Source organism: Saccharomonospora glauca K62 (genome assembly GCF_000243395.2).
GTDB lineage: Bacteria > Actinomycetota > Actinomycetes > Mycobacteriales > Pseudonocardiaceae > Saccharomonospora > Saccharomonospora glauca.
Genome location: NZ_CM001484.1, coordinates 3,885,418 through 3,910,491, shown reverse-complemented (window position 1 = coordinate 3,910,491; position 25,074 = coordinate 3,885,418). Strand labels below are relative to the sequence as shown.

Here is a 25,074-nt window from a genome sequence, read left to right as displayed (position 1 = left end):
GGCGTACGCGTGTTGGCGCTTTGGACGTCCCGTTTGTGCGGACACGCGTGCGCAGCCTGCGGACACGTGTACGTGGACTGCGGACACGATGGTGGGGTTGCGGGTACGGGTTGGACCGAACGGAGCACGGGGTAGTTTGACCCCATGTCTTCCGCCACGAATACAGACTCGTCCCATGTGGTGGTCACGGGCGGTTGCGGTTTCATCGGGCGCGCGGTCGTCGCAGCCTTCCGGCGCCGTGGCGCGCGGGTGACGATCGTGGACCGGGAGCCCGCGCCGCCGCACGACGAGGGCGTCGTCGCGATCCAGGGCGACCTGGCCGACCCGGAGATCCGGGAGCGCGCCGTGGTGCCCGGCACCGACGGCATCATCCACCTCGCCGCCATCACCTCGGTGCTGCGTTCGAAGGAGATGCCCGCGAAGACGTACGCGGAGAACGTCGGCATCACCCACGAGCTGCTGGAGCTGGCGCGGATGCACGGCGTGCGCCGGTTCATCCTGGCCTCCACCAACGCGGTGGTCGGCGACGTCGGTACGAGGACCATCACCGAGGACATGCCGTTGCAGCCGCTCACCCCCTACGGGGCCACCAAGGCGGCCTGCGAGATGCTGTTGTCCGGCTACGCGGGCGCGTACGGCATGGCCACGTGCGCGCTGCGGTTCACCAACGTCTACGGCCCCGGCATGAGCCACAAGGACAGCTTCGTGCCGCGGCTCATGCGGGCCGCGCTGTCGGACGGCGGCGTGAAGGTCTACGGCGACGGGAAACAGCGGCGCGACCTGGTCTTCCTCGACGACGTCGTGCGTGGCATCGAGCTCGCCTGGGACAGCGAGCACGTCGGCAGGGCGATCATCGGCGCGGGCCGGTCGGTCTCGGTGCTGGAGCTGATCGACACGGTCAGGGAGGTCACCGGACGTCCGATCCCCGCGGAGCACGTGCCCGCGCCGGGTGGCGAGATGCCCGCGGTGGTCGTCGACGTCTCGCGCAGTGCGGAGAGCATCGGGTACCGCCCGACGTTCAGCCTGCGCGACGGTCTGGCCGCCACCTGGCAGTACTTCCTCGACCACGACAGGCAGAAAGTGTTCTGAGTGATCGGCTTCCTCCGCCGCCATTGGTTGCTGTTCGCCCTGCTCGCCGGAGGTATCACACTCCGGGTACTGGTGTGGCTGGCGTACGAGCCCGCGCTGCTCTACATCGACAGCTTCCGTTACCTCGGCAACCTCGACGCGCTGCGGCCCACCGACCTGAACCCGCTGGGGTACACGGTGGTGCTGAAGGTGCTGTTCACCTTCGGCGGGTTGGCGTTCGTGCAGGCGGTGCAGCACGTGGTGGGCGTCCTGCTCGCCGTGTCGCTGTACGCGCTGACGCTGCGGTACACGTCGCGGCGGTGGATCGCCGCGATCGTGGCGGCGCCGCTGCTGCTGGACGCCTACCAGCTCCAGATCGAAGCGCTCATCATGTCGGAGATCTGGTTCCAGGCCCTCACGGTCGGCGCGTTGTGGGCGCTGCTCGGCCGTGGTGAGCCGGCCTGGTGGCGGGCCGGGGTCGCGGGCATCCTGATCGGGCTCGCCGTCGTCACGCGGACCATCGGGTTCACGCTCGTGGTGCCGATGGTGGTCTACCTCGTGCTGGCCGGTGGGGCCTGGCGCAGCAAGGCGGGCTGGAGGCGTATCGGCGTCCGGGCCACGGCCGGGGTGCTCGGTGTCATGGTGGTGTTGTTCCCGTACTCGGCCTACTTCTACTCGCAGGCCGGTTACTGGGGTTTGACCGGAGCCACCGGCAACGTGCTCTACGGACGCACGGCCAGCATCGCGGACTGCTCGAAACTTCCCCCGGACGACGCCGGGCTCCAACTGTTCTGCCCCGACGAACCGCTGTCCGAGCGGCAGGGCATCGACTACTACACGCACTTCGTGTACGGCAACCCGGACTGGCCGCCGGAGGGGCTGCCCGACGAGCGAACCAAGGAGGAGCTGGCCAACCAGTTCGCCAGGGAAGTGGTGCTGAACCAGCCGTTCGACTTCGTCGGGTCGATCCTCAAGGACTTCGCGAAGAACTTCGACCCGATCAAACGCACGCACCACAACGACGTGCCCGTGGAGCGCTGGCACTTCCAGCTCACCTACCCGTACTACTACGTCGGCGAGTCCACGCTCGAGACCTTCAACGCGACGACGTACACCTACGACGGGGTACTCCCGAGCGTGAACACCGACCTCACCTCGTTCCTGCGCGGCTACCAGCTCGGCGGTGGCTACACGTGGGGGCCGCTGCTCGCGGTGTTCGCGTTGCTCGGACTGGCCGGTGCCGCCGGGGTCGGCCGGGCACGGCGCTCGGGGTTGAGGGCGGCCGCGTTCCTCGCCACGGGCAGTGGTTTGATCATCCTGCTGGGAGCCGCGTCGTTCGAGTTCTCCTGGCGTTACCAACTCCCCGCGCTGGTCTTCCTTCCGCTCGGAGGTGCGCTCGGACTCGCCGCGATCCTGGGGGCCCGAGCGGAGTCGATCGGCGCGGCGACAGGACGGAGGCCCAAGATGGACGACTACCCCGACGACGTCGACGCCGAGGCGGTGGCCGACTTCCGGCAACGTTACGGCAACAGTCCGTTGACCCCGTTGGTCGTGGTGATCGCCGCGTATAACGAGGCCAAGGGCATCGGCACGGTGCTGAGGGAGATGCCCACGCACTGCGGTGATCTCCCGGTCTCCACGCTCGTCGTGGTCGACGGCGCCACCGACAACACCGCCGAGGTCGCGCGTGAGGCCGGCGCGTACGTGTGCGAGGCCAAACGGAACCGCGGTCAGGGTGCGGCCCTACGTCTCGGCTACCACCTCGCGTCCGAGTGCGGAGCACGCTACATCGTCACCACCGACGCCGACGGGCAGTACGACAACAACGAGATGCCGTTGCTCGTGAAGCCGCTGCTCGACGACACGGCCGACTTCGTCACCGGTTCCCGCAGGCTCGGCAGTTACCAGCACGACAGCGCCATCCGCTGGCTCGGGGTGCGCGTGTTCTCGTGGCTGGCGTCCCTGCTGACCCTGCGCAAGATCACCGACACCTCGTTCGGTTTCCGCGCGATGAAGGCCGAACTCGCCACGTCGGTCACCTTGCGCGAACCGCAGTACCAGTCGTCGGAGCTCCTGCTCGGCGTCATGGCGCGCGGTGCGCGGGTGCTGGAGGTGCCGATGACCATGCGGCTGCGCAACAACGGCACCAGTAAGAAGGGGCACAGCATCGCCTACGGCGCCAACTACGCGCGGGTCATGTTGGGGACTTGGCTACGCGAATACGTGCTGCGTGGCGGAAAACGAGCCGATCGAGCAGTGCGAACTTCATGACGAAGACGATCACGTAGCTGGTGAGGAACACCGCGTCGAGCACCACGATCCGCAACAGACCGGACAACTGGAGCGGTTCGGTGAGCCACCCGGCGAGCGTGGTCAGGCCCACCGAGGCGAGGCCCGTCAGGCCGATCACCATGAGGTACGGCACGAGCTCACCCTTCACCCGAGGGGCGCCCCTGCGGCCCCACGCCCAGCGCCGGGCGAGGAAGAAGTTGGGAATCGCGCCCGCGGTGAATGCCAGGGCGCTGGCCAATGTGGGCCCGGCTCCCCACCACAGCAGGCCGATGAGGGTGGCCTGACTGATGCCGGTGGCGAGTGCGGAACTCGTCGCGGCCCGGAACAGGCGGACCAGCAGACGTGGGCGGCCGACCTCCGTCGTCGGGGGCTCCTCGGCAGCCGTCGGGAGGGTGCTCACTCTTTCATTGTGCATACCCGCCATTCGAGTGGCCGCGGAACGTACGTATCCTCCGGGCGGGTTGATCTAGAGGCTCGGGTGGTACACGGTAGGTCAATAAGCTGAACAGGTGCGCCCGATAGAGGTCGACTTCGGGTGCGCCGAGAAGTGACGATCTGGAGGCAGTCGAGTCGTGCGAGTCCTCGTTCTCGGTGGTGATGGATATCTGGGGTGGCCGACAGCCCTCCACCTTTCGGACTGCGGTCATGACGTCGGTGTTGTCGACAATTATGCCCGCAGGAAGTACGACGAGGAACTCGGTTCCCAGAGTTTGGTACCTATCGAGGACCTCGACACCCGCGTGGCGGTATGGAAGGAGGTCTCCGGCAAGGAGATCCCCGCGTTCGTCGGTGATCTGCTCGACGCCGACTTCGTGTACCGGGTCGTACGGGAGTACGAGCCCGACGCGATCATCCACTTCGCCGAGCAGCGAGCCGCACCGTACTCGATGATCGACCGCGAGCACGCCGTCTACACGCAGCACAACAACGTGATCGGCACCCTCAACGTCATGTACGCCATCGCCGAGATCAACCCGGAGATCCACCTGGTGAAGCTCGGCACCATGGGCGAGTACGGCACGCCCAACATCGACATCGAGGAAGGCTGGATCGAGATCGAGCACAACGGTCGTAAGGACCGGATGCTCTACCCGAAGAAGCCGGGCTCGTTCTACCACCTCACGAAGGTGCACGACTCGCACAACATCGAGTTCGGGTGCCGGATCTGGGGGCTGAGGGCCACCGATCTCAACCAGGGCGTCGTGTACGGGCAGCAGACGGACCAGACCGTTCGCGACCCGCGGCTGGCCACGCGTTTCGACTACGACGCCGTGTTCGGCACGGTACTGAACCGCTTCATCATCCAGGCCGCGCTGGGGCAGCCGCTCACCGTGTACGGCAAGGGCGGCCAGACCCGCGGCATGCTGGACATTCGCGACACCGTCGAGTGTCTGCGGCTCGCCGTGGAGAACCCCGCCGACCGCGGTGAGTTCCGGGTGTTCAACCAGATGACCGAGAGCTTCTCGGTCAAGCAGCTCGCGGAACTCGTCACCGAGACCTACCCGGGTTCAGTGGAGATCAACTACCTGGAGAACCCGCGGTGGGAGCTGGAGGAGCACTACTACAACGTGAAGCACACGGGACTCCTCGAACTCGGTCTCAAGCCGCACCTGCTCTCCGACACGCTGATCGAGTCGCTGTTCCCGATCGTCGAGGAGAACAAGCACCGCGTGAACCTGGACAACCTTCTGCCGAAGGTGAAGTGGTCCAACGCCAAGAACTCCTGATCACGGGCGCCGAGCGGGCTCCACCGAGGGTGAGAGCCCGCTCCGCCGTGTCCGCACTTCCCGCACGCGTGTCCGCACTTCCTGCACGCGTGTCCGCACCTGACGAACGCGTGTCCGCGGCTACCGGGCGCGTGCGGACGAGGTCAGCCTCGCTGGCTGCGCACTCCCAGGAGGACGTCCTCCCACGCGGGGACGGTGGGGTGGCTCTTCTTGGGCTTCCCCCGCCCTGCGATGGCCTGTTCGGGCAACGACGTCGAGGCGTCCTCCCCGTCCAGGTCGACCGACGCGGGGATCGGGGCCTCGATCACCGTGGCCCGGTCGCGAGTGGGTAAGCCGGCGACGGTGTGTCCGGCGCCGCGCTGGAGCTCGTCACGCTGACCGACCGCCCTGGGCAGGCGGTACGAGTCGGGGTCGAGCAGCGCCTCGGCCAGCTCGTCCAGGGCCGTCACGGTGCCGCCGTGGGCGCCGGGGGAGAAGGCCCAGCGCGCGCGGTTGTCCGAGCGCCCGGCCTGCCACTTGAGACCGACGATCCACTTGCCCTCGTTCGAGCGCCACGCGTCCCACGTGGCCTGCGAGTAGTCCTGCCCGCGCAGGGCGAACGAGTGCGCGACGATCTCGTCGAGAGTACGTACGTCGGGGCCGTCCTCCCTGGCCGGATGCGCGTTCCGCGCGAGCTCCGCCGTGCGGGCGCGTTCCGCCAGCACGGGGTAGGCGAACCGTTCGACCCGGGCCTTCGACATACCCGCTGCCGCCGCGACCTCCTCGACGGACTCCCCCGCCCGGATACGGGCCTGGATCTCGCGCGGGCGCATCGTGCTCTCCTGCTCGATCTGACCGAGCCGGGCGAGGTCCCCCCGCGCCGCCGCGCGCAGCCGTTCGTCCGCAGGCAGGAGGAACCGCTCGCGGCGCTCCGGGTCTTCGCACACGATGGACTTGCCGTCCTCGTGCAACCCGACCACTCGTAGCGTTCGCATTCCCGCCTCCGAAAGACATCACCTGTGTGGGTGCCCACGGTAGAACGGCGCGTCGCCTTGACGGGTGAGGCGCGCCGTGTTTTGAGCACATCCGCCGTCGATCGTGATCGTCACAACCCGCGGACCGTGCTCGGACGCGCCTTTTCCACCCGTTCAGGAGAACTTGACGATCGTTACTTCGGCAGGTTGTCCACGACCCACTCCACGCACCGGGTGAGTGCGGTGATGTCGTCGGGCTCGATCGCGGGGAACATGCCGATGCGCAGCTGGTTGCGTTCGAGCTTGCGGTACGGCTCGACGTCCACGATGCCGTTGGCGCGCAGCGTCTTGGCCACCACCGAGGCGTCGACGGAGTCGTCGAAGTCGATGGTGCCGACCACCTGCGAGCGCAGGGCCGGGTCACTCACGAACGGAGTGGTGTAGGAGGTCTTCTCCGCCCACTCGTACAGGCGGTTCGACGACTCGCGCGTGCGAGCGGTGGTCCACTCCAGGCCGCCGTTGGCGAGCATCCACTCGATCTGGTCGGCCAGCAGGAACAGCGTGGCCACCGCCGGGGTGTTGTACGTCTGGTCCTTGCGGGAGTTGTCCAGCGCGGTGGGAAGCGAGAGGAAGTCGGGTACCCAGCGATCGCTCGCGCCGATCTCGTTGACGCGTTCGATCGCGGCGGGCGACATCAGCGCGATCCACAGCCCACCGTCGGAGGCGAACGATTTCTGCGGCGCGAAGTAGTACACGTCGAAGTCGGCGGCGTTCACGGGCAGCCCACCCGCGCCGGAGGTGGCGTCGATGGCGACGAGCGCACCGTCGCTGCCCTCGGGCCTGCGCACGGGGACGGCGACACCGGTGGAGGTCTCGTTGTGTGCCCACGCCAGAAGGTCGGCGCCCTCCTGGTATGCGATCTCCGGGGCGCTGCCGGGTTCGCTCTTGACGATGATCGAGTCGCTGAGGAACGGGGCCTTGTCGGTGACCTTGGCGAACTTCGTGGAGAACTCACCGTAGGTGAAGTGCTGCGCACGCTCGCGCACGAGACCGAACGCCGCAGCGTCCCAGAACGCCGTGGTGCCGCCGTTGCCCAGGACCACCTCGTAGCCCTCGGGCAGCCCGAACAGCTCGGTGAGCCCGGCGCGGACCCGGCCGACGAGGGACTTGACCGGCTTCTGGCGATGGGAGGTACCGAGGACGCTCGCCCCATCCTTGGCGAGGTTGGCCAACTGCTCGGGGCGCACCTTGGAGGGCCCGCACCCGAACCGGCCGTCGGAGGGCTTGAGGTCCGCGGGCAGGGTCAGGTCAACGGCTTCGGTCATGTGCCCAGTCTTCCACGCACGGTCCGGATCTTGAATGCCCTGTCTCATTCCTCGGGTGTCGGCTGCCACCCGCGCTCGTCGACCCCGCCCGGAATGGGCGCGCTCGCGTCGTACGGCGTGCGCGTGAAGATGAACGTGGCCAGGTCGAGGTGGTGGGGCCGACCGTCGGAGTCCCTCGCGACGGTGAGGGTCTCGCCCGAGTAATAGCCGTCGAGGCCGAGCCAGCGGTCGTCGCCGAGCGGTCGGAAGCGGGACGCGCGGCCGGTGCCGGAGGCGGGGGAGAGGTCGAGCCAGCCGTTCGGCAGCACCCTGAGGTGGTACGGCGAGGGACCCCAGTGCCACAGCCCCGTGAGTTCCAGCAACGCGGGGTCGATCGCCGAGGGCCGCCACTCCGCGGGCAACGCCGGTTCGTAGTCGTCGGCCATCGAGATGAGGTCGGCGGTCAGCGAGAGGATGCCGATGCCCGAGGTCGTGTTGGCGAACGCGACGGCGCCGGTACCGGTCGCCGGGTCGATCATCGTGCAGGCGAGGAAGCCCGGCATCGATCCGGTGTGGCCCGCGAGGCGCTTGCCGTTCACCTGCACGAGCTGAAGGCCGAGCCCGTAGCCCGAGTTCCAGGGGCCGCTGTCGTCGATCACGGCGGCTTCCCGCATCTCGGCGACCGTGTCGGGGTGCAGGACCTCGCCGGTGTCGCCTCCCACGAAGGCCGTCCAGCGCGCGAGGTCGTCGACGCACGACCACAGCTGTCCCGCCGGAGCCATGGCTCCCGCGTCGTGTTCGGGCTCGGGCAGGAGGACGTCGGCGAACGGGTGCACGGCGTAGCCCTTCGCGTGCCTACCGCGCGGCCGGTCGGTGGTGTGGGACATGCCCAACGGCTGGAGGATCTCGCTGCGGACCGCGTCGAGCCACGACCCACCTCGCAGGCGGGCCACCAGCTCACCGAGGACCCCGTAGCCCACATTGGAGTAGTGGAATCGCCGTCCGGGGCGGTGTTTGACCTCGTCGGGGCGAAGGCTCTCGTTCAGCTCGTCCCAGGTCCCGCCCGGCGTGCGCTCCCACCAGGAGCCGGGGGACTCGGACGTGAGCCCGCCGGAGTGGGAGAGCAGTTGTGCGACGGTCACCGAACCGAAGTTCGTGCCGGGCACGTGCTTGTCGAGCGGGTCGTTCAGGTCCAGCTTGCCCTCGTCGCGCAGCCGCATGACGACGGTGGCGACGAGCGACTTGGTGATCGAGCCGATCCGGTACAGCGTGAGGTTGTCCGGGGCCCCGGAGTCCACTTCGCCGCGCGCGCCGGACCAGATCAGGTCGCCGTCGCGGACCACACCGGCCACGAGGGACGGCGCGCGGCCGGACGCCTGTTCGGTGGCGAGTCGGCGGAGCAGAGCGAATTCCGTGGTGGGCAGCATGGCGGCTATTCTGCCGCGTGCCCTCCCACCTCCGCCGTGCGGCCACGCTGCAGCCGGTGGATCACCAGTCCGACGGCGGCCAGGAGCAGGACCAGCAGTACCGTGCCGGGGTTGAGGCCGAGGCCGTTGGTGAACACGAACGCCAGTGCCCCCGCGAACAGGCAGTAGTAGATCATCGGGATGATCGTCTTGCGGATCGTCTCGCCTTCACGGCCGAGCAGGCCGACGGTGGCCGAGGCCGCCACGACGTTGTGCACGGTGATCATGTTGCCCGCCGCCCCGCCGACGGCTTGTCCGGCCACGATCGTCTCGGGACTCGCCCCGATCTGCTCGGCCGTGGAGAACTGGAACAGCGAGAACATCAGGTTGCTCACGGTGTTGCTGCCCGCCACGAAAGCTCCCAGCGCGCCGATCCAGGGCGTCAGGATCGGCCAGGCGTCCCCCACGGCGGAGGCGGCACCGTCGGCGAGCGTGAGCGGCATGCTCTCGTAGCCGGTGGAGTTCTCGCCGGAGTTGATGAACACCCGCACCAGCGGCAGCGCGAACAACAGGGCCACGGCCGTGCCCGCGAGCTGGCCGCCCGCCACCTTCCACGAGGCGGCGATCTGGGCGCGGTTCATGCGGTGCAGGGCGTAGGCGGACACGCTGGCCACGATGAAGATGAATCCCGGCAGGTAGAACGGTTCCAGGCTCTCGCCGATGTCGGTGCCGAGGATGGAGTCGAAGTCGATTGACAGTCCGGTGAGGAAGTCGGTGAGCGGGGTGAGGGTGCGGGTGAGCACCAACAACGCGGCCACGAGCAGGTAGGGGGCCCAGGCGCGCACGGGATGCATCCGGCGGCCCGTGTCGTCGGACTTCGGGGCCACCCTCCCCAGCCAACTCGGTTGCCAGCTCTCGCGGGGTCCGAAGTCCCATTGCCGTCGGGGCAGGAAGAGGCCTCGCCGCGCTGCGGTGACCACGATGCCCAGGCCGACGAGCCCCCCGAGCAGGGAGGGGAACTCCGGGCCGAGCACGGCCGCGACCGTCACGTAGGGCACCGTCATCGCCAGGGCCGCGAAGAGCGCGAACTTCCACACGCCGAGCCCGTCGGCGAACCGCGCCACTCGGGATTTGTCCTCGCTTCCGAAGAACCCCGTCAACAGGCACGCCAGGAAGAGCGGGACGAGGGTACCGATCAGCGCGTGGATGACGGCGGCGTCGAGCGCGATGCTCGCGATGTAGTCGGGCATGCTCAGCCCGAGGGTCGACGCCCGTTGCTCGACGGCCGCGCTGCCGGAGAGCCCGTCGGTGACGCCGACGAGGACGGGAGTTCCCACGGCCCCGAACGTCACGGGCGTGCTCTGGATGACGAGCCCGACCATCACGGCCGCCATCGCCGGGAAACCGAGCGCGAGCAGCAGCGGCGCGACGACGGCGGCCGGGGTGCCGAAGCCCGACGCCCCCTCGATGAAGCTTCCGAACAGCCAGCCGATGATCACCGCTTGGACCCGGCGGTCGGCGCTGATGTCGGTGAACGTCGCGCGGATGGTGGCGAGCGCGCCGCTGCCCGCCAGTGTTCCGAGCAGCAGCAACGCGCCGAAGACGATGTAGAGCAGTCCCACCGCGAGGATGAGGCCCTCGATGCTGGACGCGGCGATGACGACCGGTTCGACGCCCCACACGAACGCCGCGACGGCCACGACGACGGCGAAGCCGATCGGCATCGCGTACTTGGCGGGCCACCGCAGACCGACCAGGAGAAAGCCGACGATTGCGATGGGACTCAGTGCGATCAGACTCAACACCGCCAGGTTGTCCATCCCGCCCCGCCTTCGTTGGTGGTTCAGGTGCGCCTTTCACATCGTGGAAAGTGTTTTCCACGTGTTGCCGGGATCACACAGTGTTACAGCGGGCTGTCGTCGCGTCAATAGATCAAATGACGCACTGATCGCCCCTTAGCATGAGGCGATGCGAACGACGGTGACGACCAGCGACGGCGTACGGCTGTCGGTGCGGGTGCGTGGCCCCGAGCAGGCCCCGACGTTGGTGTGTGTGCACGGCTATCCCGACAACGCGGCACTGTGGGACGGCGTGATCGCTTCGCTACCGGACGAGATACGCGTGGTCACGTACGACGTGCGCGGCGCGGGCTCCTCCGGCCGGCCGCGCGCACGGGAGGCGTATCGGCTCGACCGGCTCGCCGAGGACCTCCGGGAGGTCGTCGACGCCGTCTCGCCCGACCGCCCGGTACACCTGCTCGCGCACGACTGGGGTTCCATCCAGGCCTGGCACGCCCTCGCGGGTTCGTGGCTCGACGGGCGGGTCGCGTCGTTCACCTCGATCTCCGGTCCCTCCCTCGACCACGCCGCTCGTTGGTTGTGGTCGCGACTGCGGCGTCCCCGCACCGTCGGGGCGGTGGTGAGGCAACTGTTCCGGTCGTCCTACATCGCCTTCTTCCGGATTCCCGTGCTGCCCGACCTGGCCTGGCGCACCGGCATCGCGGCCGCCCTGGTGCGGCGACGTGAGCCCGCGGAACCCACGCCCGTGACGGCCGACGCCGTGACCGGACTGAACCTGTATCGCGCGAACGTTCGAGGAGCGCGGCGGTCTCGCCCCCGGCCGGTGAAGGTTCCCGTGCAGGTGCTCGCTCCGCGTTCCGATCCGTTCGTCGGCGTCGGGGTGCAGACGGAGCTGGAGGAGTGGGTGCCGAACCTCCGTGTTCGGCGGATCCCCGGTGGCCACTGGGTCGTGCGTGCCGACCCGGCGCGGGTGGCGTCGGCGGTGGCCGAGTTCGTCACGCACGTCGAGGGCGGTACCGAGACCCGAGCGCTCAAGCGCTCCCGGCGCGGGGCGTTGTGCTTCGGGCGGTTCGACGGGCGGTTGGTGGTCGTCACGGGCGCGGGCGGGGGAATCGGTCGCGCCACCGCACTGGCCTTCGCGCGAGAGGGCGCCGACCTCGTGCTCGCCGACATCGACGCCGAGTCGCTCGCGGAGACGGCTCGTGCCGTGCGCGGTGCCGGGGTGACGGTGACGACCCACCGCGTCGACGTCGCCGACGGCGAGGCCATGCGGGACTTCGCCGACCGGGTGGTGCGTGAGTGCGGCGTGCCCGACGTCGTGGTGAACAACGCCGGCATCGGCATGGCCGGGCCGGTGCTGGAGACCACGGAGGAGGAGTGGCGGCGGCTCGTCGACGTCAACTTCTGGGGAGTGCTGCACGGCTGCCGCCTGTTCGCGCCCCACATGGTGGACCGGGGAGAGGGCGGCCACCTCGTCAACATCGCCTCCATGGCGGCGTATCTGCCGAACCCGATGCTGCCCGCGTACTCCACGGTCAAGGCCGCCGTCTTGATGTTCTCCGAGTCGCTGCGGGCCGAACTCGCGGCGGCCGACATCGGCGTCAGTGCCGTGTGTCCCGGATTCGTGGCCACCGGCATCGTCACCTCGACGCGGTTCGCGGGCACCGACGAGGCCGAACAGGAGCGGAGGCGGCGGCGAGCCCAACGTTTCTACACCGCCCGTAACGCCCGGCCGGAGCTCGTCGCGAAGGACGTGTTGCGTGCCGTGGAGCGAAACCTCGCCGTGGTGACGCCCACCGTGGAGGCGAAGGCCGCGCGCTGGCTGGCCCGGTGGGCACCGGGGCTCGTGCGCGCGGTCTTCCGCCGTCGCTGAGGAGGGGACGTCAGCCGGTCGTCGCGACGCGGTCCCAGCCCCGGACGTCCCGAGGCGCCCGAGGGCCGGGACCGACATAGGTCGCCGAGGGGCGCACGAGCCTGCCCGTGCGCTTCTGCTCCAGGACGTGTGCCGCCCAGCCGGCCGTGCGGGCCGCCGTGAACATGGCGGGCATCATGGCGGGCGGCACCTCGGCGAAGTCGAGGATCACCGCGGCCCAGAACTCCACGTTCGTCTCGATGGCTCGGTCCGGGCGCCGCTCACGCAGCTCCGCCAGCGCGGCCCGTTCCAGCTCGGCCGCGACCTCGTACCGCTTGGAGCCGAGTTCCCGGCAGGTGCGACGCAGGACCCGCGCCCTCGGGTCCTCGGCGCGATACACCCGGTGGCCGAAGCCCATCAGGCGCTCCCCTCGGTCGAGGATGCCCTTCACGACGGCGCGGGCGTCGCCCGTGCGCTCCACCTCCTCGATCATCGGCAGTACGCGGGCCGGAGCTCCACCGTGCAGTGGGCCCGACATGGCGCCGATGGCGCCGGAGAACGCCGCGGCGACGTCGGCGCCGGTGGAGGCGATCACGCGGGCGGTGAAGGTGGACGCGTTGAGGCCGTGTTCGGCGGCCGAGACCCAGTACGCGTCGAGGGCCTTCACGTGTGCCGGGTCCGGTTCGCCCCGCCAGCGGACGAGGAACCGTTCGGTGATCCCACGGGCTTCGTCGACGCGGGACTCGGGGACGGCGGGTACGTCGATGCCGCGTGCGGACTGCGCGATGAACGACAGTGCCGTGGCCGACACGCGCCCCACCTGCTCGCGGGCCTCCGCCTCGGAGATGTCGAGCAGCGGGCCCAGGCCCCAGCGGGGTGCCAGCGCGGGCAACGCCGACTGGACGTCCGCGCGAACGTCGCCGCTGCGAACCGGGAGCGGAAACGGTTCGTCGGGGGCCAGTCCGTTTTCGAAATGGCCGTCGACCAGCAGACCCCACACATCGCCGAAGCCGACGGCGCCCACCAGTTCCTCGATGTCCACGCCGCGATAACGCAGCGCACCGCCGTTACGGTCGGGTTCGGCGATCTCCGTGCGGAATGCGACGACGCCTTCCAGACCGGGACGGAAACCGTCGTCCGGTTCGGTGGCCTTCGTCGAGTCTGCTGTCGGCTGCCCGCTCGTGGTGGGTGTCATGGCAGTGGACCTTTCGTGCGAATCGCCGTTGGTCGTGGGCGCGGGAGGCCACCTTCACGCGCCTCGTCGCGCGTCGGAAGTGACTTTGCACCCATTACTGACCGGTAGCAATCAAAAAACCGGTGGTTTCCGTCACGATTCCGAGAACGATTCAGAATTGGGTACTCCCCCGAAGTGGTCCCCATCACGGCCAGCGCCCTTTCGCGCGCTCGTGAGACCATTTACCGTCAGCCACAGGCTGGGCAGTTCGGTGCGGGGAGGTTGACATGACCGAAATCGTGAACGGCGCTGACGGCAGCGCGGACGTAGCCGTCCGGTTGCCCGCCATGCGGGTCGCCTACGACGGTGGTTCGTTGAACGAATCCGATCTCGCTCCCACCTGGACCGAACAACTTCGGAAGTGGCTCGACGAGGCGCTCGCGCACGGTGTCGCCGAGCCCAACGCGATGGTGCTCGCCACGGCGGACGCCGACGGCCTCCCGTCGTCACGCACGGTGCTGTGCAAAGGACTGGACGAGCGTGGCGTCGTGTTCTACACCAACTACACCTCCGCCAAGAGTCACGACCTCACCGTGACGCGGTACGCGTCGGCCACGTTCCCCTGGTATCCGCTGCAGCGTCAGGTGCACGTCCGGGGAGCGGTGGAGAAGGTCGATCCCGCCGAGACCGCCGAGTACTGGGCCAGCCGTCCGCGGGGCTCGCAGCTCGGGGCGTGGGCGTCGCCGCAGTCGCAGTTCGTCGACGGCAGGCGTGACCTCGACACCGCGTTGAAGGCCATCGAGCGTCGCTTCCGCGACGTGGAGCAGATCCCGGTGCCGCCGCACTGGGGCGGCTGGCGCATCCGGCCCGACGTCGTGGAGTTCTGGCAGGGCAGGCAGGACCGCATGCACGACCGGCTGCGTTTCATCCGCACCGAGGACGGCTGGCAGGTACGCCGCGTCGCTCCCTGAACCCGCGGGCGTGGGGGGTCACAAAGCGGGTGGAGAAGGTCGTTAGCTCGGCTAAGCTCCTCCCTCGTGACCGAGCAGACCTCTACCGCGCCGCCCGGAAGCCGCCTTCGCAGGATTCTCGGTGCGGTCGTCGCAGACCGGAGGCCGCTGCGTATCCCCGCGTTCCGTCGGCTGTGGCTCAGCTCGATCGTCACCGCGCTCGGCTCCCAGCTCACGGCCGTGGCCGTACCCAAGCAGATCTACGACATCACCGGTTCCTCGGCGTACGTCGGTCTCACGGGACTGTTCGGACTCGTGCCGCTGCTCGTGTTCGGGCTGTGGGGCGGAGCCATCGCCGACACGGTCGACCGGCGCGTGCTGCTGCTCGTGACCAACGTCGGCGTCGCCGTCACCGCGCTGCTGCTGTGGGCGCAGGCCTTCACCGGGCTCGACTCGGTGTGGGTCGTGCTCGTGTTGCTCAGCGTCAACCAGGCGTTCTTCGCGGTCAACATGCCGACCCGGCAAGCCGTGGTGGCGCGCGTGGTACCCGAGCACCTGCTGTCGTCCGCGGCCGCGTTGACCGGCACGATGGCGACGTTCGGTGCGGTGTTCGGGCCGATGCTGGCCGGGGCGATGTTGCCGATCGTCGGGCTGCCGACGTTGTACCTGGTCGACACGCTGGCGCTGGTGGCCGTGCTGTGGGCCGTGTGGAAACTGCCCCCGTTGCCGCCGCTGTCGGGCAAGGTCCGTGCGGCGGGGCTGCGCGACGTGCTCATGGGGTTCCGGTACCTGGCCACGCAGAAGGTGTTGCTCGCGTCGTTCGTCGTCGACATCGTCGCGATGGTCGCCGGCATGCCGAGGGCGTTGTTCCCCGAGCTCGCCGAGCGCACGTTCGGTGATCCGCCGGGCGGCGGGACGGCGCTCGGCTGGCTGTACGCGGGAATCCCGCTGGGCGCGATGGTGCTGGGGCTGATGTCCGGTTGGGCGCACCGCATTAGCAGGCACGGTGTGGCCGTCGTCGTGGCCATCGGCGCGTGGGGTGTCGCGATGGTCGGCTTCGGCCTTTCGGAGTCGCTCTGGCTCGCGGTGGTGTTTCTCGCCCTCGGCGGCGCGGCCGACATGGTGAGTGCGATCTTCCGGCAGGCGATTCTCCAGACGGCGGCCACCGACGAGATGCGGGGACGGATGCAGGGAGCGTTCACCGTGGTCGTCGCGGGCGGACCGAGGCTGGCCGACCTGACACACGGGTGGGCCGCTGCTGCGGCGGGAACCACTTGGGCCACCGCGGGAGGCGGTGTTCTCGTGGTGATCGGGGTCGCGATGGCGGTGGCGTTGCTGCCCGCGTTCTGGAGGTACCGAGCGGAAGTGCCGCCTAGGTGAGCGTCGTTCGGCGGTGGTCGAAAAGTTGAATCGCCGAGTTTCTCAATTGCTAAAATGCTGCCACCGTGCGGTTGCCGCATGCAAGGCCCGCGAGTGAGGTGATGTGCCAGTGGCCGGTGGGAAGAAGGCCGACGACGGTGACGTGGACGCCATCGCCAGGGTCGGTCGGGAACTCGGACAGGCGACGGTGCTGTTCCACACGCGTCTTGCGGAGCGTCTCGGTCTCTCGGCCACCGACCACAAGTGCCTCGACCTGGCCATGCAGGCGGACAAGCCCCTGACCGCGGGAGCGCTCGCCGAACTCTCCGGCCTCACCACGGGCGCGGTCACGGCCGTCATCGACCGGCTGGAGCGCGCCGGTTACGCGCGCCGAGTGCGAAGTGAGACCGACCGCAGAAAGGTGTACATCGAACTTCCCGAGGATCGGCTGGAGGAAGTCAACGCGATCACCAGAAGCCTCGGTGAGAGCGCGGGGAAAGTTCTGCGGAAGTACTCTCCGGAGGACCGGAAGAAGATCCTCGAATGTCTTCGGGAGCTGACCGAGGTTCTGCGTTCCCACACGGTCGATTCCGACGAGCGATAATGGGCTCGTTCGAGTTTTCGACGTACTTTTTCGCTCCCGCCTTTTCGGTGCTCGGGTTGAATCTATAGTGGATGGTTTCGTGGTCGAGCCCGGTTCCTCGTGGTGTCCGGGTTCTCCGCCGACGGTTCCGGGGCGGTCATACGCCGGGGCAGGAAGAAGATCAGCAGGAAGCTGGCGCCGAAGACGCCGACGTTGTAGAGCAGGGACTCGGCGAAGGCCCGGGTGAAGACCTCGCCCCGGTGGTGGTCCGTCACCTCGGTCACCGCGGCGCCGAGCTCGGGATAGGCCGAGAGCAGTCGTCCGGCGTCTCCGCAGCTTTCCGGCATGGCGCGGATCTCGCCTTCCCCGAAGTGGTCTCGGAAGCACCGGCCGAACGCGACCGCGATGTCGTCGGCACGGTTGTCGGGCACGTTCGCGGAGGCCGCCGCGGCACGGACGTCGTCGATCACGTGCTCCGTCTGCGCGGCGCCGTGGGTCTCCAACCTTCCGAAGAAGATCACGCCGAGCAACGCGATTCCCAGGGCCGTGCCCACCTGCAACGCCGTGTTGAGGACGCCGCTGATCGCCCCGGCGTCCCGGTTCCCGGCCCCGGCGAGCACCAGGTCCATCAGACTCGGGGCGATGAAGGCCATTCCGATACCGGAGAGGGCGAGTCCCGGAGCGAGGTCGAGTGCTTCGAGCTCGGCGCCGTTCGACAGGGCGGACCACATCAGCGTCGCCATGCCCGCGACCATGATCACCGCGCCGAGGGAGAGCAGGTTGCGGCCGAGCTTGGCCACGAAGGCCAACCCGATACCCGAGAACACGGTGATGGCGATGGGCCAGGGCAACGAGGTCATCCCGGCGGCTAGCACCGTGAAGTCGAGCCCCGCTTGCAAGGTGATCGTGGAGATCATGAAGAACGACGCGATGCCGGAGAACAACAGGACGTGAACCACGAGCCCGGCGAGCAAGGTGCGGTTGGCGAAGACCGACGGCGGCAACAGGGGCGAGCGACCCTGCTGCTCCCGACACCGTTCCACCGACCAGAACCAGGCGAACACGGGGGCCGAGGCCGCCAGGACGAGGAAGATCCACGCCGGCCAATCGAGCGTGGGACCTTCGACGAGTGGGAAGAGCAGTAGCAGTAGCGCCAGCGTCACCACGCCGACGCCCAGCAGATCCAGCGTCGGGGGACGGGCCGACCGGGTCTCGGATACCAGGAGCAGCGCGGCACCGAGGACGAGCACCCCGACCGGCACGTTGATCAGGAAGACCACTCGCCAGCCGAGCCCGGCGAAGTCGTGCTCGATCAGTACGCCCGCGATGAGCGGGCCGCTCACGTTGGCCACTCCGGACATCGCGCCGAACGCCGCGAGGGGCCCCTTCAGGCGCTCCGGGGGGGGGAAGGCCGACTTGATGATGGCGAGTACCTGGGGAACCATGGCCGCCGCCGAAAGTCCCTGCAGGACACGGGCCACGATGAGCAGCTCGATGCTCGGGGCCGGGCCGCAGCCCAGCGAAGTGACCACGAACAGGGCTGTTCCGAGGAGGAACATCTTCTTGCGGCCGACGATGTCGCCCAGCCTGCCGCCGGTCACCAGCCCGAGCGCGAACGCGAGCGTGTACCCCGCGATGGTCATTTCCATGGCGGCCGAACCACCGCCGAGATCGGCCTGGATCGCGGGTGCGGCGAGAACGACGATCCCGTTGTCCAGGAAATCCATGAAGGCCGCGGTCAACACGGTCACCAGGACCGCGAGCCCGCGCCCGGTGGTGCGAGCCGCCCCGGCCGGGGGCCGCGTGTCGAGGACGTCGGACATCATCACACCCCCTAGTTATCTTAGCTACTAAGAAATTTAGCTACCGAGGGAGTTTTCGACAAGATCCGACTTCGTGTGGCGGGGTGAATGGTCGCGGCCGCCGACCGGGGTGTCGGGGGTTCGCCCGTGTCAGCTATGAACTTTAGTTCACTGTGAACTGTCCTAAAAGGCTTATTCTTTCGGTGAGTTTCCTTGGGGCAAAGCGCCAAGGTTTGAGTGTCAGCCCTTGTGGGAGCCCGCCATCCGGGCGAAGTCGGTGGCGTCGTGGGCGTTGAACACCGACACCGTCGCGCCGGGCGTGCGAATCAGCTCGGCCAGCCGTCGTCGGTTGCGCAGTCGGCTTCCGGCGATGGTCTCCATGCGGCGTTCGAAGAGCCCGAGGCCCCACGGCACCTTCGGGCCCGCCGGGTCGAGCGCGTTGGGATGGTAGTAGGCGTCGCCCGCGTGGAACAGCCAGCGCGTACCCGTGTCGATCGCGACGCCCGTGTGTCCGCGCGTGTGGCCCGCCAGAGGCACAAGCAGGATCTCGGGCGGCAGGCCCTTGAGCTCCCGGACGGCCTCGAAGCCGAACCACGACTCCCCGTCGGCCGAGTACGACTCGAACCGCGGGCCGTGCGCGAAGTGCTTCGCCCAGTACCGTGGCTGTTCCCGGCCGTCGGTCTGAGCCCGCAACGCCCGGAGTTCGGCCTCGTGGACGTGCACGGTGGCGTGGGGGAAGTCGGCGAGACCGCCTGCGTGGTCGCGGTCGAGGTGGGTCAGCACCACGTGCCGCACGTCCGACGGCGAGTAACCCAGCCGCTCGATCTGCCGTACGGCGGTGATCTCGGGGTCGAGCACGGGGTGAAAGAGCTTGACGAAGTTGCGCCCGAGCCATTCCTCCGGGTGCGTGGCGGCGCGGAGTCCCAGACCCGTCTCCACGAGCACGAGTTCGGAGTCGGTCTCGACGAGCAGGCAGTGACAGACGAGTTCGGCGCGCCGGAACAGTCCGGGCCGGCCGTCGACGAGGCGGCCGCCGGGAGGATGCATCGTGCCGCAGTCGAGGTGGTGTACCCGCATCACTTCGCTCCTTCCGCCAGGGTTCGCAGTTGTCGTCCGACGATGCGCAGTGGGGTGACGTCCCGGCGGGTCCTGGCCAGTAGCAGTGCTCCTTCGACGGCGGCGAGCACCGTGGTGGCCAGCTCGTCGGCCGCCTCGGGCTCGACGCCGTGGGAGGCGAGGTGGTCGACCAGCACGTGGTGCCAGGCGTCGAAGCCGCCCGAGCAGGCCTGCCGGATCGGTTCGCTGTCCGCCCCCGCGTCGAGAGCCGTCGTCGAGAGGGGGCAGCCCTGTCGGAAGTTCGAGGCTTCGAGCCCTTCGGCGAGGTGGTCCACCATCGCTTCGAGGCCCTCCGTGAGTCCGCCCGCCTCGGCCAGCACGCTTTCGAGCGTGGTGGCGAGTTCCCGTCCCGCCAGGGTGAGGGCCTCGCCCGCGAGTTGTTCCTTGCCGCCGGGGAAGTGGAAGTAGAGCGATCCCTTGGGCGCGGCGCTTGCGGTGAGCACCTGGTTCAGTCCGGTGGCGTGATAGCCCTGCGTGCGCAGCAACTCGGCCGCGGTGCGCAGCATTCGCTGCCGGGTGTCCGTCTGTCTCGGCATGGACGACACCATAGCGCTTACTATGACGACTGGTCTAGATAGTTCGTTGGTCGGTATCGTCTCCCGTATGGCGAAACCGACGGGGGAACAGTTCGAATTGACCAGGGGCGGCGCCCGCGCCGTGGTCACCGAGATCGGGGCCGGACTACGGGCGTTCGAGGTCAACAAGGTGCCCTACCTGGAGACGTTCGACGAGGACGCGACACCCCCGAAGGCCGCGGGGCAGGTGTTGTTCCCGTGGCCGAACCGCACGAAGGGTGCGCGGTGGACCTACGACGGCCAGCCCCAGGAGCTGGAGGTCACCGAGGAGGCGCGCGGCAACGCCATCCACGGCCTCGTGCGCCACAAGGAATGGGAGCTGCTGGAGCACGGCGAGTGGTTCATCCGGCTCGCGGTGGACGTCGGGGCCGAGCCGGGGTGGCCGGTGCCGCTGCGTACGGAGATCACCTACGACCTGGCCCCGCGCGGGCTCACCGTCACCCACGAGGTGCGCAACGAGGGCGACAAGCCCATCGGTTTCGGTGTGGGCACGCACCCGTACCTGCGGATCGGTGACGTGCCCACCGACGAGCTGACGCTCACGCTCGCGGCGTCACGGGTTCGGCCCTACGTCGCCGACGAGCAGCTGCCCTTCGGTGAGGAGATCGACGTCGACGGCACCGACTACGACCTGCGGGACGGGCGCATCGTGGGTGGTCTGGACCTCGACACGGCGTTCGGGGGGTTGGTCCCCTACGGCGACGGCAGGTACCACCATCTGCTGTCCCACCACGACACGACGCTCGACCTGTGGGCCGACCCCGACTTCGGGTGGGTCCAGGTGTTCACGCCGTCGGACTATCCGGGGCGGGGAAGGGCGATCGCCGTCGAGCCGATGACGTGTCCCGCCGACGCGTTGAACTCGGGAACCGACCTCATCGAGTTGGAACCCGGCGCGTCCTGGCGAGGTTCGTGGGGTCTCGTCGTCGATATTCGTTAGCGTAACGAACTATGACGACTGCGATCATTGGCGGCTACGTGGTCCCCGTCGACGGGCAACCGATCGACGGGGGCACCGTGCTTATGGAGAACGGCAAGATCCGCGCCGTGGGTGCCTCCTCGGAGGTCGAGGTGCCCGACGGCGCGGACATCGTCGACGCGTCCGGCTCCTGGGTGCTGCCCGGCTTCATCGACGCCCACGCGCACCTCGGCGTGCACGAGGAGGGCGAGGGCTGGTCGGGTAACGACACCAACGAGATGACCGACCCGAACGGCGCCCGGTTCCGTGCCATCGACGGCATCGACCCGTACGAGGTGGGCTTCGACGACGCGCTGTCCGGCGGTGTCACGAGTGTCGTGATCAAGCCCGGTTCCGGCAACCCGATCGGCGGCCAGACGGTCGGCGTGAAGACGTGGGGCCGGACGGTGCTCGACATGCTCTTCGCCGAGCACGTGAGCGTGAAGAGCGCGCTCGGGGAGAACCCCAAGCGGGTCTACGGCGAGAAGGACAAGACCCCCTCGACGCGGCTCGGCGTCGCGGCGGTGCTGAGGGAGGCGTTCACCAAGGCGCGTAACTACGCGGCCCAGCGCGAGGCCGCCCGCGCCGAGGGCAAGCCGTTCGAGACGGACCTGACCATGGAGACGCTGACCCGCGTCCTCGACGGCGAGCTGTACTGGGACCAGCACACACACCGCGCCGACGACATCGTCACGGCCGTGCGGATCGCGGAGGAGTTCGGCTACAAGCTGGTGGTCAACCACGGCACCGAGGGCCACCTCATCGCCGACTTCCTCGCCGAGCGCAACGTTCCGGTGATCCTCGGGCCGCTGTTCACCAGCCGGAGCAAGGTCGAGCTGCGCCAGCGCACCCTGCGATCGGCGGGCATCCTCGCGCGTGCTGGCGTACAGATCGCGATCACCACCGACCACCCGGTCGTCCCGATCAACTTCCTCGTCTACCAGGCCGCGCTCGCGGTCAAGGAAGGCCTGGACCCGGAGACGGCGCTGCGGGCGCTGACGATCAACCCGGCCCGCATCCTGGGGCTCGACGACCGCGTGGGAGCGCTCAAGCCGGGCTTGGACGCCGACGTGGTGATCTGGTCCGGCGACCCGCTCAACGTGATGAACCGCGCTCTGCGGGTGTTCGTGCGGGGCCGCGAGGTGTACCACTACGACGAGGCGGCCGGCGAGGGTGTCGTCGCCGACCGCCGTTATCGCGAGTGAGGGGTCACCTCGGGCGCGTTTCCCGCCCGGTCACAGCTTGCGCAGTTCCCGCGCGATGACCATGCGCTGGATCTGGTTGGTGCCCTCGAAGATCTGGGGCACCTTCGCCTCGCGCAGGTAGCGCTCCACGGGGAAGTCGCGGGTGTACCCGGCGCCGCCGAAGACCTGGACGGCGTCGGTGGTCACCTTCATGGCGGCGTCGGTGGCGACGAGTTTCGCCACCGACGACTGCCGGGTGAACGCCCACCCCCGGTCGCGGCGCCGCGCGGCGTCGAGGTACATCGCCCGCGCGGAGTCCACGGCGGCGGCCATGTCGGCGAGCAGGAACTCCAACCCCTGGAAGTCGATGATCGGCTTGCCGAACTGCGTGCGCTGCTTCGCGTAGGCGACGGCCTCGTCGAGGGCGGCCTGGGCGAGCCCCACCGAGCAGGCCGCGATGCCGAGCCTGCCCGAGGCCAGTGACGACAGCGCGATCTTCAGCCCCTGCCCCTCGGCGCCGATGAGCCGATCGGCGTCCACGCGGGCGTCCTCGAAGATCATCTGGGTCGTGGCGGACCCGGTGAGGCCCATCTTCCGCTCGGGCGGCGCGGCGGACAGTCCGGGCGTGGCACCGTCCACGAGCAGGCAACTGATGCCCCGGCCTCCGTCGTCCGACGTGCGCACCATCGTCGTGTAGTAGTCGGCGTGGCCGCCGTGGGTGGTCCACGCCTTCACCCCGTTGACCACGTAGCAGTCACCGTCACGTCGAGCCCGCGTCGTCAGTGCGGCGGCGTCGGAGCCGGCGTGGGGTTCCGACAGCGCGTACGCGCCCAGCAGCTCGCCCTCCAGCATCGCGGGCAGCCAGCGGTCGCGTTGCTCGTCGGTGCCGTACTCGGCGAGCGCGTAGCACGACATCGTGTGCACGGACAGGCCGACGCCCACCGACATCCAGGCCGCGGCGATCTCTTCGAGTACTTGGAGATATACCTCGTACGGCACCTCGCCGCCGCCCCAGCGCTGCGAGTACGGCAGTCCCAGCAGGCCGGCTCGGCCCAGGACGCGGAACTGTTCGCGGGGGAAGATCTCCTTCTCCTCGTACTCGGCCGCCAGGGGCGCCAGCTCGTCACGAGCGATCTCGCGGGCGAGGGCCAGCAGGTCCTCGGACTCGGTGTCGGGGAGCAGGCGCTGCACGGTGGGCCGCGCGGACGTCGCGGGCATCGTTGCCTCCGAAGGTGTACTGCGAATAGTACTGAAGTCTCAACTAGAGTACTAAAACGTACGATGGTGTCCATGTCTTCCACTGGGCCCCGGACCCGTCGGCAGCGGGCGTTGCTCGCCGAGTTGGAGGAGCTGTTCCTCGCCGAGGGCTTCCTCTCGTTCACCCTCGACGACCTGGCGGCGAAACTGCGCTGCTCGAAGACCACGCTGTACGCGCTCGCGGCGAGCAAGGAGCAGCTCGCGGTCAAGGTCGTGGCGCACTTCTTCCGAGGCGCCACCGAGCGGATCGAGGCACGGGTCGCGGGCATCACCGACGCCGCCGTGGCGGTGCGCACCTACCTGGCCGGGGCGTCGGAGGAGCTCGACCGTGCCTCGGCGGCGTTCCTGGCCGACGTTGCGGCGTTCGAGCCCACCCGCGCGGTGTACGCGTTCAACTCCGAGGCCGCGGCGCGGCGAATCCGGCAGTTCATCGCCGACGGCGTGGAGCAGGGGGTCTTCCGCGACGCCCACGCCGATGCGATCGCCGAGATGACCGGGATCCTCGTCGAAGCGATCCAGTCCGGCGTGGTGGGTTCACGGGCCCACACGACCGACGCCGAGGCGTTCGAGGCACTGGCGGAACTGTTGTTGAACGGGCTGCGGGTATAGCGCGAGACGCCGTCAGACCGAGCGTCTCGTCCCCCGGGAACTCACCGCGTGAGGCACTAGCATGCGCGACTGTGATTGTCTCCGGTGGCGAAGCGCTCGTCGATCTTGTCCCGGCCGGTCCCGAAGGTGACCTGCTGGCCCCCCGGCTCGGGGGTGGTCCGTACAACGTGGCACTCGCCGCGGCACGTCTCGGCGCGCCCACGGCGTTTCTGTCCCGTGTGTCCACCGATGCCTTCGGTGACGCGCTCGTCCGCAGGCTTGAGGCGTCCGGGGTGGACACTTCGCTGGTGCAGCGGGGACCGGAACCGACCACGCTCGCGGTGGTGACACTCGACGACGACTCCAGTGCCCGGTACAGCTTCTACACCGACGGCACCGCCGATCGTCTCGTCTCCGACCCCGGCCCTCTGCCCGAGGGCACCACGGCATTGTCGGTGGGAACCCTGGGAATGGTGCTCGAACCCGGCGCGAGCGTGTACGAGACCGTGTTGCGCCGCGAGCACGAACGCGGGGTGTTGACCGCTGTCGACCCGAACGTCCGGGCCGACATGATCGCCGATCCGGACGCCTACCGCGTGCGCTTCTCGTCGTGGCTGCCGTCGGTGGAGTTGCTCAAGGTGTCGCTGGACGACGCCTGCTGGCTCGCCGGGGTCACCGACGTCGCCGACGTCCTCGCCGCCGCGCGGTCGTGGCTCGACGCCGGCCCGAGCGCAGTGGTCTTGACCAAAGGCGCGGAGGGAGTGGTTCTTCTCACGTCCTCGGGACTGGACGTCACTGTGCCCGGTGCCACGGTCGAGGTGGTCGACACGATCGGCGCGGGCGACACGGTGCAGGGGGCCCTGCTGGCATGGCTGGTGCGTAACCAGGTGAAAGACCTCTCCGCGTTGTCCGAGGACGACTGCCGCGAGTTGTTGACGTACGCGTCGCGTGCGGCGGCGGTCACGGTCTCGCGCAGTGGTGCGGAACCACCGACCGAGGACGAACTGCAGCAGTGCGTGTGAACCTGGTCGCACTACGTTAGCTGTGGGTAACGCCACGGCTGCGTAACCCGCCTCTTCTGGACTAGCGTTAGAGGGCATTCATACCCCAGCGGGGCGGTGTGCGAA

21 protein-coding genes are annotated in these 25,074 nt (G+C 68.9%); 11 read left to right on the top strand and 10 right to left on the bottom strand.

Translation table 11 applies throughout. The features are described 5' to 3' along the window. Nucleotides 1-144 precede the first annotated feature (144 nt). On the top strand, nucleotides 145-1,089 hold the full coding sequence (locus SACGLDRAFT_RS18165) for an NAD-dependent epimerase/dehydratase family protein (RefSeq protein WP_005466401.1): 945 nt from the start codon (nucleotides 145-147) through the stop codon (nucleotides 1,087-1,089). Beyond that, complete coding sequence (locus tag SACGLDRAFT_RS18160) at nucleotides 1,090-3,339, top strand: glycosyltransferase (RefSeq protein WP_005466400.1); 2,250 nt, start codon at nucleotides 1,090-1,092, stop codon at nucleotides 3,337-3,339. On the opposite strand, the gene SACGLDRAFT_RS18155 is transcribed toward SACGLDRAFT_RS18160, so the two are convergent. Then, on the bottom strand, nucleotides 3,263-3,784 hold the full coding sequence (locus SACGLDRAFT_RS18155) for a GtrA family protein (RefSeq protein ID WP_005466398.1): 522 nt from the start codon (nucleotides 3,782-3,784) through the stop codon (nucleotides 3,263-3,265). The two genes, SACGLDRAFT_RS18160 and SACGLDRAFT_RS18155, sit on opposite strands and share 77 nt — an antisense overlap. 148 nt (nucleotides 3,785-3,932) lie before the next feature. Between SACGLDRAFT_RS18155 and SACGLDRAFT_RS18150 the strand changes: the two genes are divergently transcribed. Further along, a complete protein-coding gene (locus SACGLDRAFT_RS18150; RefSeq protein WP_005466397.1) occupies nucleotides 3,933-5,087 on the top strand; it encodes an NAD-dependent epimerase/dehydratase family protein in 1,155 nt (384 codons plus the stop codon). Nucleotides 5,088-5,230: 143 nt separating this feature from the next. Here the strand turns inward: SACGLDRAFT_RS18150 and sepH are convergent, their stop codons facing one another. The 4 genes from sepH to SACGLDRAFT_RS18130 form a co-directional block, all read right to left on the bottom strand. After that, nucleotides 5,231-6,061: a septation protein SepH gene (gene sepH / locus SACGLDRAFT_RS18145; protein ID WP_005466396.1), complete on the bottom strand. Its 831-nt coding sequence runs from the start codon at nucleotides 6,059-6,061 to the stop codon at nucleotides 5,231-5,233. Between the two features lie 173 nt (nucleotides 6,062-6,234). After that, the gene (serC, locus tag SACGLDRAFT_RS18140; RefSeq protein ID WP_005466395.1) at nucleotides 6,235-7,365 is read right to left on the bottom strand and encodes a phosphoserine transaminase; all 1,131 of its coding nucleotides are present in this window, start codon (nucleotides 7,363-7,365) and stop codon (nucleotides 6,235-6,237) included. 44 nt (nucleotides 7,366-7,409) lie between these two features. After that, the gene (locus tag SACGLDRAFT_RS18135) at nucleotides 7,410-8,771 is read right to left on the bottom strand and encodes a serine hydrolase domain-containing protein (RefSeq protein WP_005466394.1); all 1,362 of its coding nucleotides are present in this window, start codon (nucleotides 8,769-8,771) and stop codon (nucleotides 7,410-7,412) included. Nucleotides 8,772-8,776: 5 nt separating this feature from the next. Continuing rightward, nucleotides 8,777-10,570, bottom strand: coding sequence for an L-lactate permease (locus SACGLDRAFT_RS18130; RefSeq protein ID WP_005466393.1), 1,794 nt, complete (start codon nucleotides 10,568-10,570; stop codon nucleotides 8,777-8,779). Between the two features lie 148 nt (nucleotides 10,571-10,718). Between SACGLDRAFT_RS18130 and SACGLDRAFT_RS18125 the strand changes: the two genes are divergently transcribed. Then, the gene (locus SACGLDRAFT_RS18125) at nucleotides 10,719-12,422 is read left to right on the top strand and encodes an SDR family oxidoreductase (RefSeq protein ID WP_005466392.1); all 1,704 of its coding nucleotides are present in this window, start codon (nucleotides 10,719-10,721) and stop codon (nucleotides 12,420-12,422) included. Between the two features lie 10 nt (nucleotides 12,423-12,432). Here SACGLDRAFT_RS18125 and SACGLDRAFT_RS18120 read toward each other — a convergent pair whose 3' ends face one another. Further along, nucleotides 12,433-13,596 (bottom strand): citrate synthase 2, encoded by a 1,164-nt coding sequence (locus tag SACGLDRAFT_RS18120; protein ID WP_005466390.1) that lies wholly within the window; start codon nucleotides 13,594-13,596, stop codon nucleotides 12,433-12,435. Nucleotides 13,597-13,862: 266 nt separating this feature from the next. On the opposite strand from SACGLDRAFT_RS18120, the gene pdxH reads away from it, so the two are divergent. From pdxH to SACGLDRAFT_RS18105, 3 genes are all read left to right on the top strand, one after another. Beyond that, nucleotides 13,863-14,546, top strand: a complete 684-nt coding sequence (pdxH, locus tag SACGLDRAFT_RS18115; protein ID WP_005466388.1) for a pyridoxamine 5'-phosphate oxidase — start codon at nucleotides 13,863-13,865, stop codon at nucleotides 14,544-14,546. 66 nt (nucleotides 14,547-14,612) lie between these two features. Next, nucleotides 14,613-15,905, top strand: a complete 1,293-nt coding sequence (locus tag SACGLDRAFT_RS18110; protein ID WP_005466387.1) for an MFS transporter — start codon at nucleotides 14,613-14,615, stop codon at nucleotides 15,903-15,905. Between the two features lie 109 nt (nucleotides 15,906-16,014). Then, entirely contained in the window at nucleotides 16,015-16,488 is a 474-nt protein-coding gene (locus tag SACGLDRAFT_RS18105) for a MarR family winged helix-turn-helix transcriptional regulator (protein WP_005466385.1), read from the top strand. A 62-nt stretch (nucleotides 16,489-16,550) separates the two neighbouring features. Here SACGLDRAFT_RS18105 and SACGLDRAFT_RS18100 read toward each other — a convergent pair whose 3' ends face one another. The 3 genes from SACGLDRAFT_RS18100 to SACGLDRAFT_RS18090 all read right to left on the bottom strand — a co-directional run bounded on the left by SACGLDRAFT_RS18100 (nucleotide 16,551) and on the right by SACGLDRAFT_RS18090 (nucleotide 19,921). Beyond that, nucleotides 16,551-18,293: an MFS transporter gene (locus SACGLDRAFT_RS18100; RefSeq protein ID WP_005466384.1), complete on the bottom strand. Its 1,743-nt coding sequence runs from the start codon at nucleotides 18,291-18,293 to the stop codon at nucleotides 16,551-16,553. A gap of 216 nt (nucleotides 18,294-18,509) precedes the next feature. Next, entirely contained in the window at nucleotides 18,510-19,346 is an 837-nt protein-coding gene (locus SACGLDRAFT_RS18095; RefSeq protein ID WP_005466383.1) for an MBL fold metallo-hydrolase, read from the bottom strand. Beyond that, the gene (locus tag SACGLDRAFT_RS18090; RefSeq protein ID WP_040920150.1) at nucleotides 19,346-19,921 is read right to left on the bottom strand and encodes a TetR/AcrR family transcriptional regulator; all 576 of its coding nucleotides are present in this window, start codon (nucleotides 19,919-19,921) and stop codon (nucleotides 19,346-19,348) included. Before SACGLDRAFT_RS18090 ends, SACGLDRAFT_RS18095 begins: the two co-directional genes overlap by 1 nt. A gap of 67 nt (nucleotides 19,922-19,988) precedes the next feature. Here SACGLDRAFT_RS18090 and SACGLDRAFT_RS18085 point away from each other — a divergent pair, with 67 nt between their 5' ends. Together SACGLDRAFT_RS18085 and SACGLDRAFT_RS18080 are read left to right on the top strand one after the other, a co-directional pair. Continuing rightward, nucleotides 19,989-20,900 (top strand): aldose 1-epimerase family protein, encoded by a 912-nt coding sequence (locus SACGLDRAFT_RS18085; protein ID WP_005466381.1) that lies wholly within the window; start codon nucleotides 19,989-19,991, stop codon nucleotides 20,898-20,900. Nucleotides 20,901-20,911: 11 nt separating this feature from the next. Next, nucleotides 20,912-22,123 (top strand): amidohydrolase, encoded by a 1,212-nt coding sequence (locus SACGLDRAFT_RS18080; protein WP_005466380.1) that lies wholly within the window; start codon nucleotides 20,912-20,914, stop codon nucleotides 22,121-22,123. A gap of 30 nt (nucleotides 22,124-22,153) precedes the next feature. Here SACGLDRAFT_RS18080 and SACGLDRAFT_RS18075 read toward each other — a convergent pair whose 3' ends face one another. Further along, nucleotides 22,154-23,320, bottom strand: coding sequence for an acyl-CoA dehydrogenase family protein (locus SACGLDRAFT_RS18075; RefSeq protein ID WP_005466378.1), 1,167 nt, complete (start codon nucleotides 23,318-23,320; stop codon nucleotides 22,154-22,156). 72 nt (nucleotides 23,321-23,392) lie between these two features. On the opposite strand from SACGLDRAFT_RS18075, the gene SACGLDRAFT_RS18070 reads away from it, so the two are divergent. Both SACGLDRAFT_RS18070 and SACGLDRAFT_RS18065 read left to right on the top strand, forming a co-directional pair. Beyond that, nucleotides 23,393-23,968 carry a TetR/AcrR family transcriptional regulator gene (locus SACGLDRAFT_RS18070; RefSeq protein WP_040920149.1) on the top strand — a complete coding sequence of 192 codons (576 nt, stop codon included), beginning with the start codon at nucleotides 23,393-23,395 and terminating at the stop codon, nucleotides 23,966-23,968. A 71-nt stretch (nucleotides 23,969-24,039) separates the two neighbouring features. Beyond that, complete coding sequence (locus SACGLDRAFT_RS18065; protein WP_005466375.1) at nucleotides 24,040-24,969, top strand: carbohydrate kinase family protein; 930 nt, start codon at nucleotides 24,040-24,042, stop codon at nucleotides 24,967-24,969. The last annotated feature ends 105 nt before the right edge of the window (nucleotides 24,970-25,074 follow it).

Bases quoted from the DNA above. Each gene is read 5' to 3' on its own strand.
- SACGLDRAFT_RS18165 (WP_005466401.1), top strand. From the start codon at position 145: ATGTCTTCCGCCACGAATACAGACTCGTCCCATGTGGTGGTCACGGGC.
- SACGLDRAFT_RS18155 (WP_005466398.1), bottom strand. From the start codon at position 3,784: ATGGCGGGTATGCACAATGAAAGAGTGAGCACCCTCCCGACGGCTGCC.
- sepH (WP_005466396.1), bottom strand. From the start codon at position 6,061: ATGCGAACGCTACGAGTGGTCGGGTTGCACGAGGACGGCAAGTCCATC.
- serC (WP_005466395.1), bottom strand. From the start codon at position 7,365: ATGACCGAAGCCGTTGACCTGACCCTGCCCGCGGACCTCAAGCCCTCC.
- SACGLDRAFT_RS18135 (WP_005466394.1), bottom strand. From the start codon at position 8,771: ATGCTGCCCACCACGGAATTCGCTCTGCTCCGCCGACTCGCCACCGAA.
- SACGLDRAFT_RS18130 (WP_005466393.1), bottom strand. From the start codon at position 10,570: ATGGACAACCTGGCGGTGTTGAGTCTGATCGCACTGAGTCCCATCGCA.
- SACGLDRAFT_RS18125 (WP_005466392.1), top strand. From the start codon at position 10,719: ATGCGAACGACGGTGACGACCAGCGACGGCGTACGGCTGTCGGTGCGG.
- SACGLDRAFT_RS18120 (WP_005466390.1), bottom strand. From the start codon at position 13,596: ATGACACCCACCACGAGCGGGCAGCCGACAGCAGACTCGACGAAGGCC.
- pdxH (WP_005466388.1), top strand. From the start codon at position 13,863: ATGACCGAAATCGTGAACGGCGCTGACGGCAGCGCGGACGTAGCCGTC.
- SACGLDRAFT_RS18100 (WP_005466384.1), bottom strand. From the start codon at position 18,293: ATGATGTCCGACGTCCTCGACACGCGGCCCCCGGCCGGGGCGGCTCGC.
- SACGLDRAFT_RS18095 (WP_005466383.1), bottom strand. From the start codon at position 19,346: ATGCGGGTACACCACCTCGACTGCGGCACGATGCATCCTCCCGGCGGC.
- SACGLDRAFT_RS18090 (WP_040920150.1), bottom strand. From the start codon at position 19,921: ATGCCGAGACAGACGGACACCCGGCAGCGAATGCTGCGCACCGCGGCC.
- SACGLDRAFT_RS18085 (WP_005466381.1), top strand. From the start codon at position 19,989: ATGGCGAAACCGACGGGGGAACAGTTCGAATTGACCAGGGGCGGCGCC.
- SACGLDRAFT_RS18080 (WP_005466380.1), top strand. From the start codon at position 20,912: ATGACGACTGCGATCATTGGCGGCTACGTGGTCCCCGTCGACGGGCAA.
- SACGLDRAFT_RS18075 (WP_005466378.1), bottom strand. From the start codon at position 23,320: ATGCCCGCGACGTCCGCGCGGCCCACCGTGCAGCGCCTGCTCCCCGAC.
- SACGLDRAFT_RS18070 (WP_040920149.1), top strand. From the start codon at position 23,393: ATGTCTTCCACTGGGCCCCGGACCCGTCGGCAGCGGGCGTTGCTCGCC.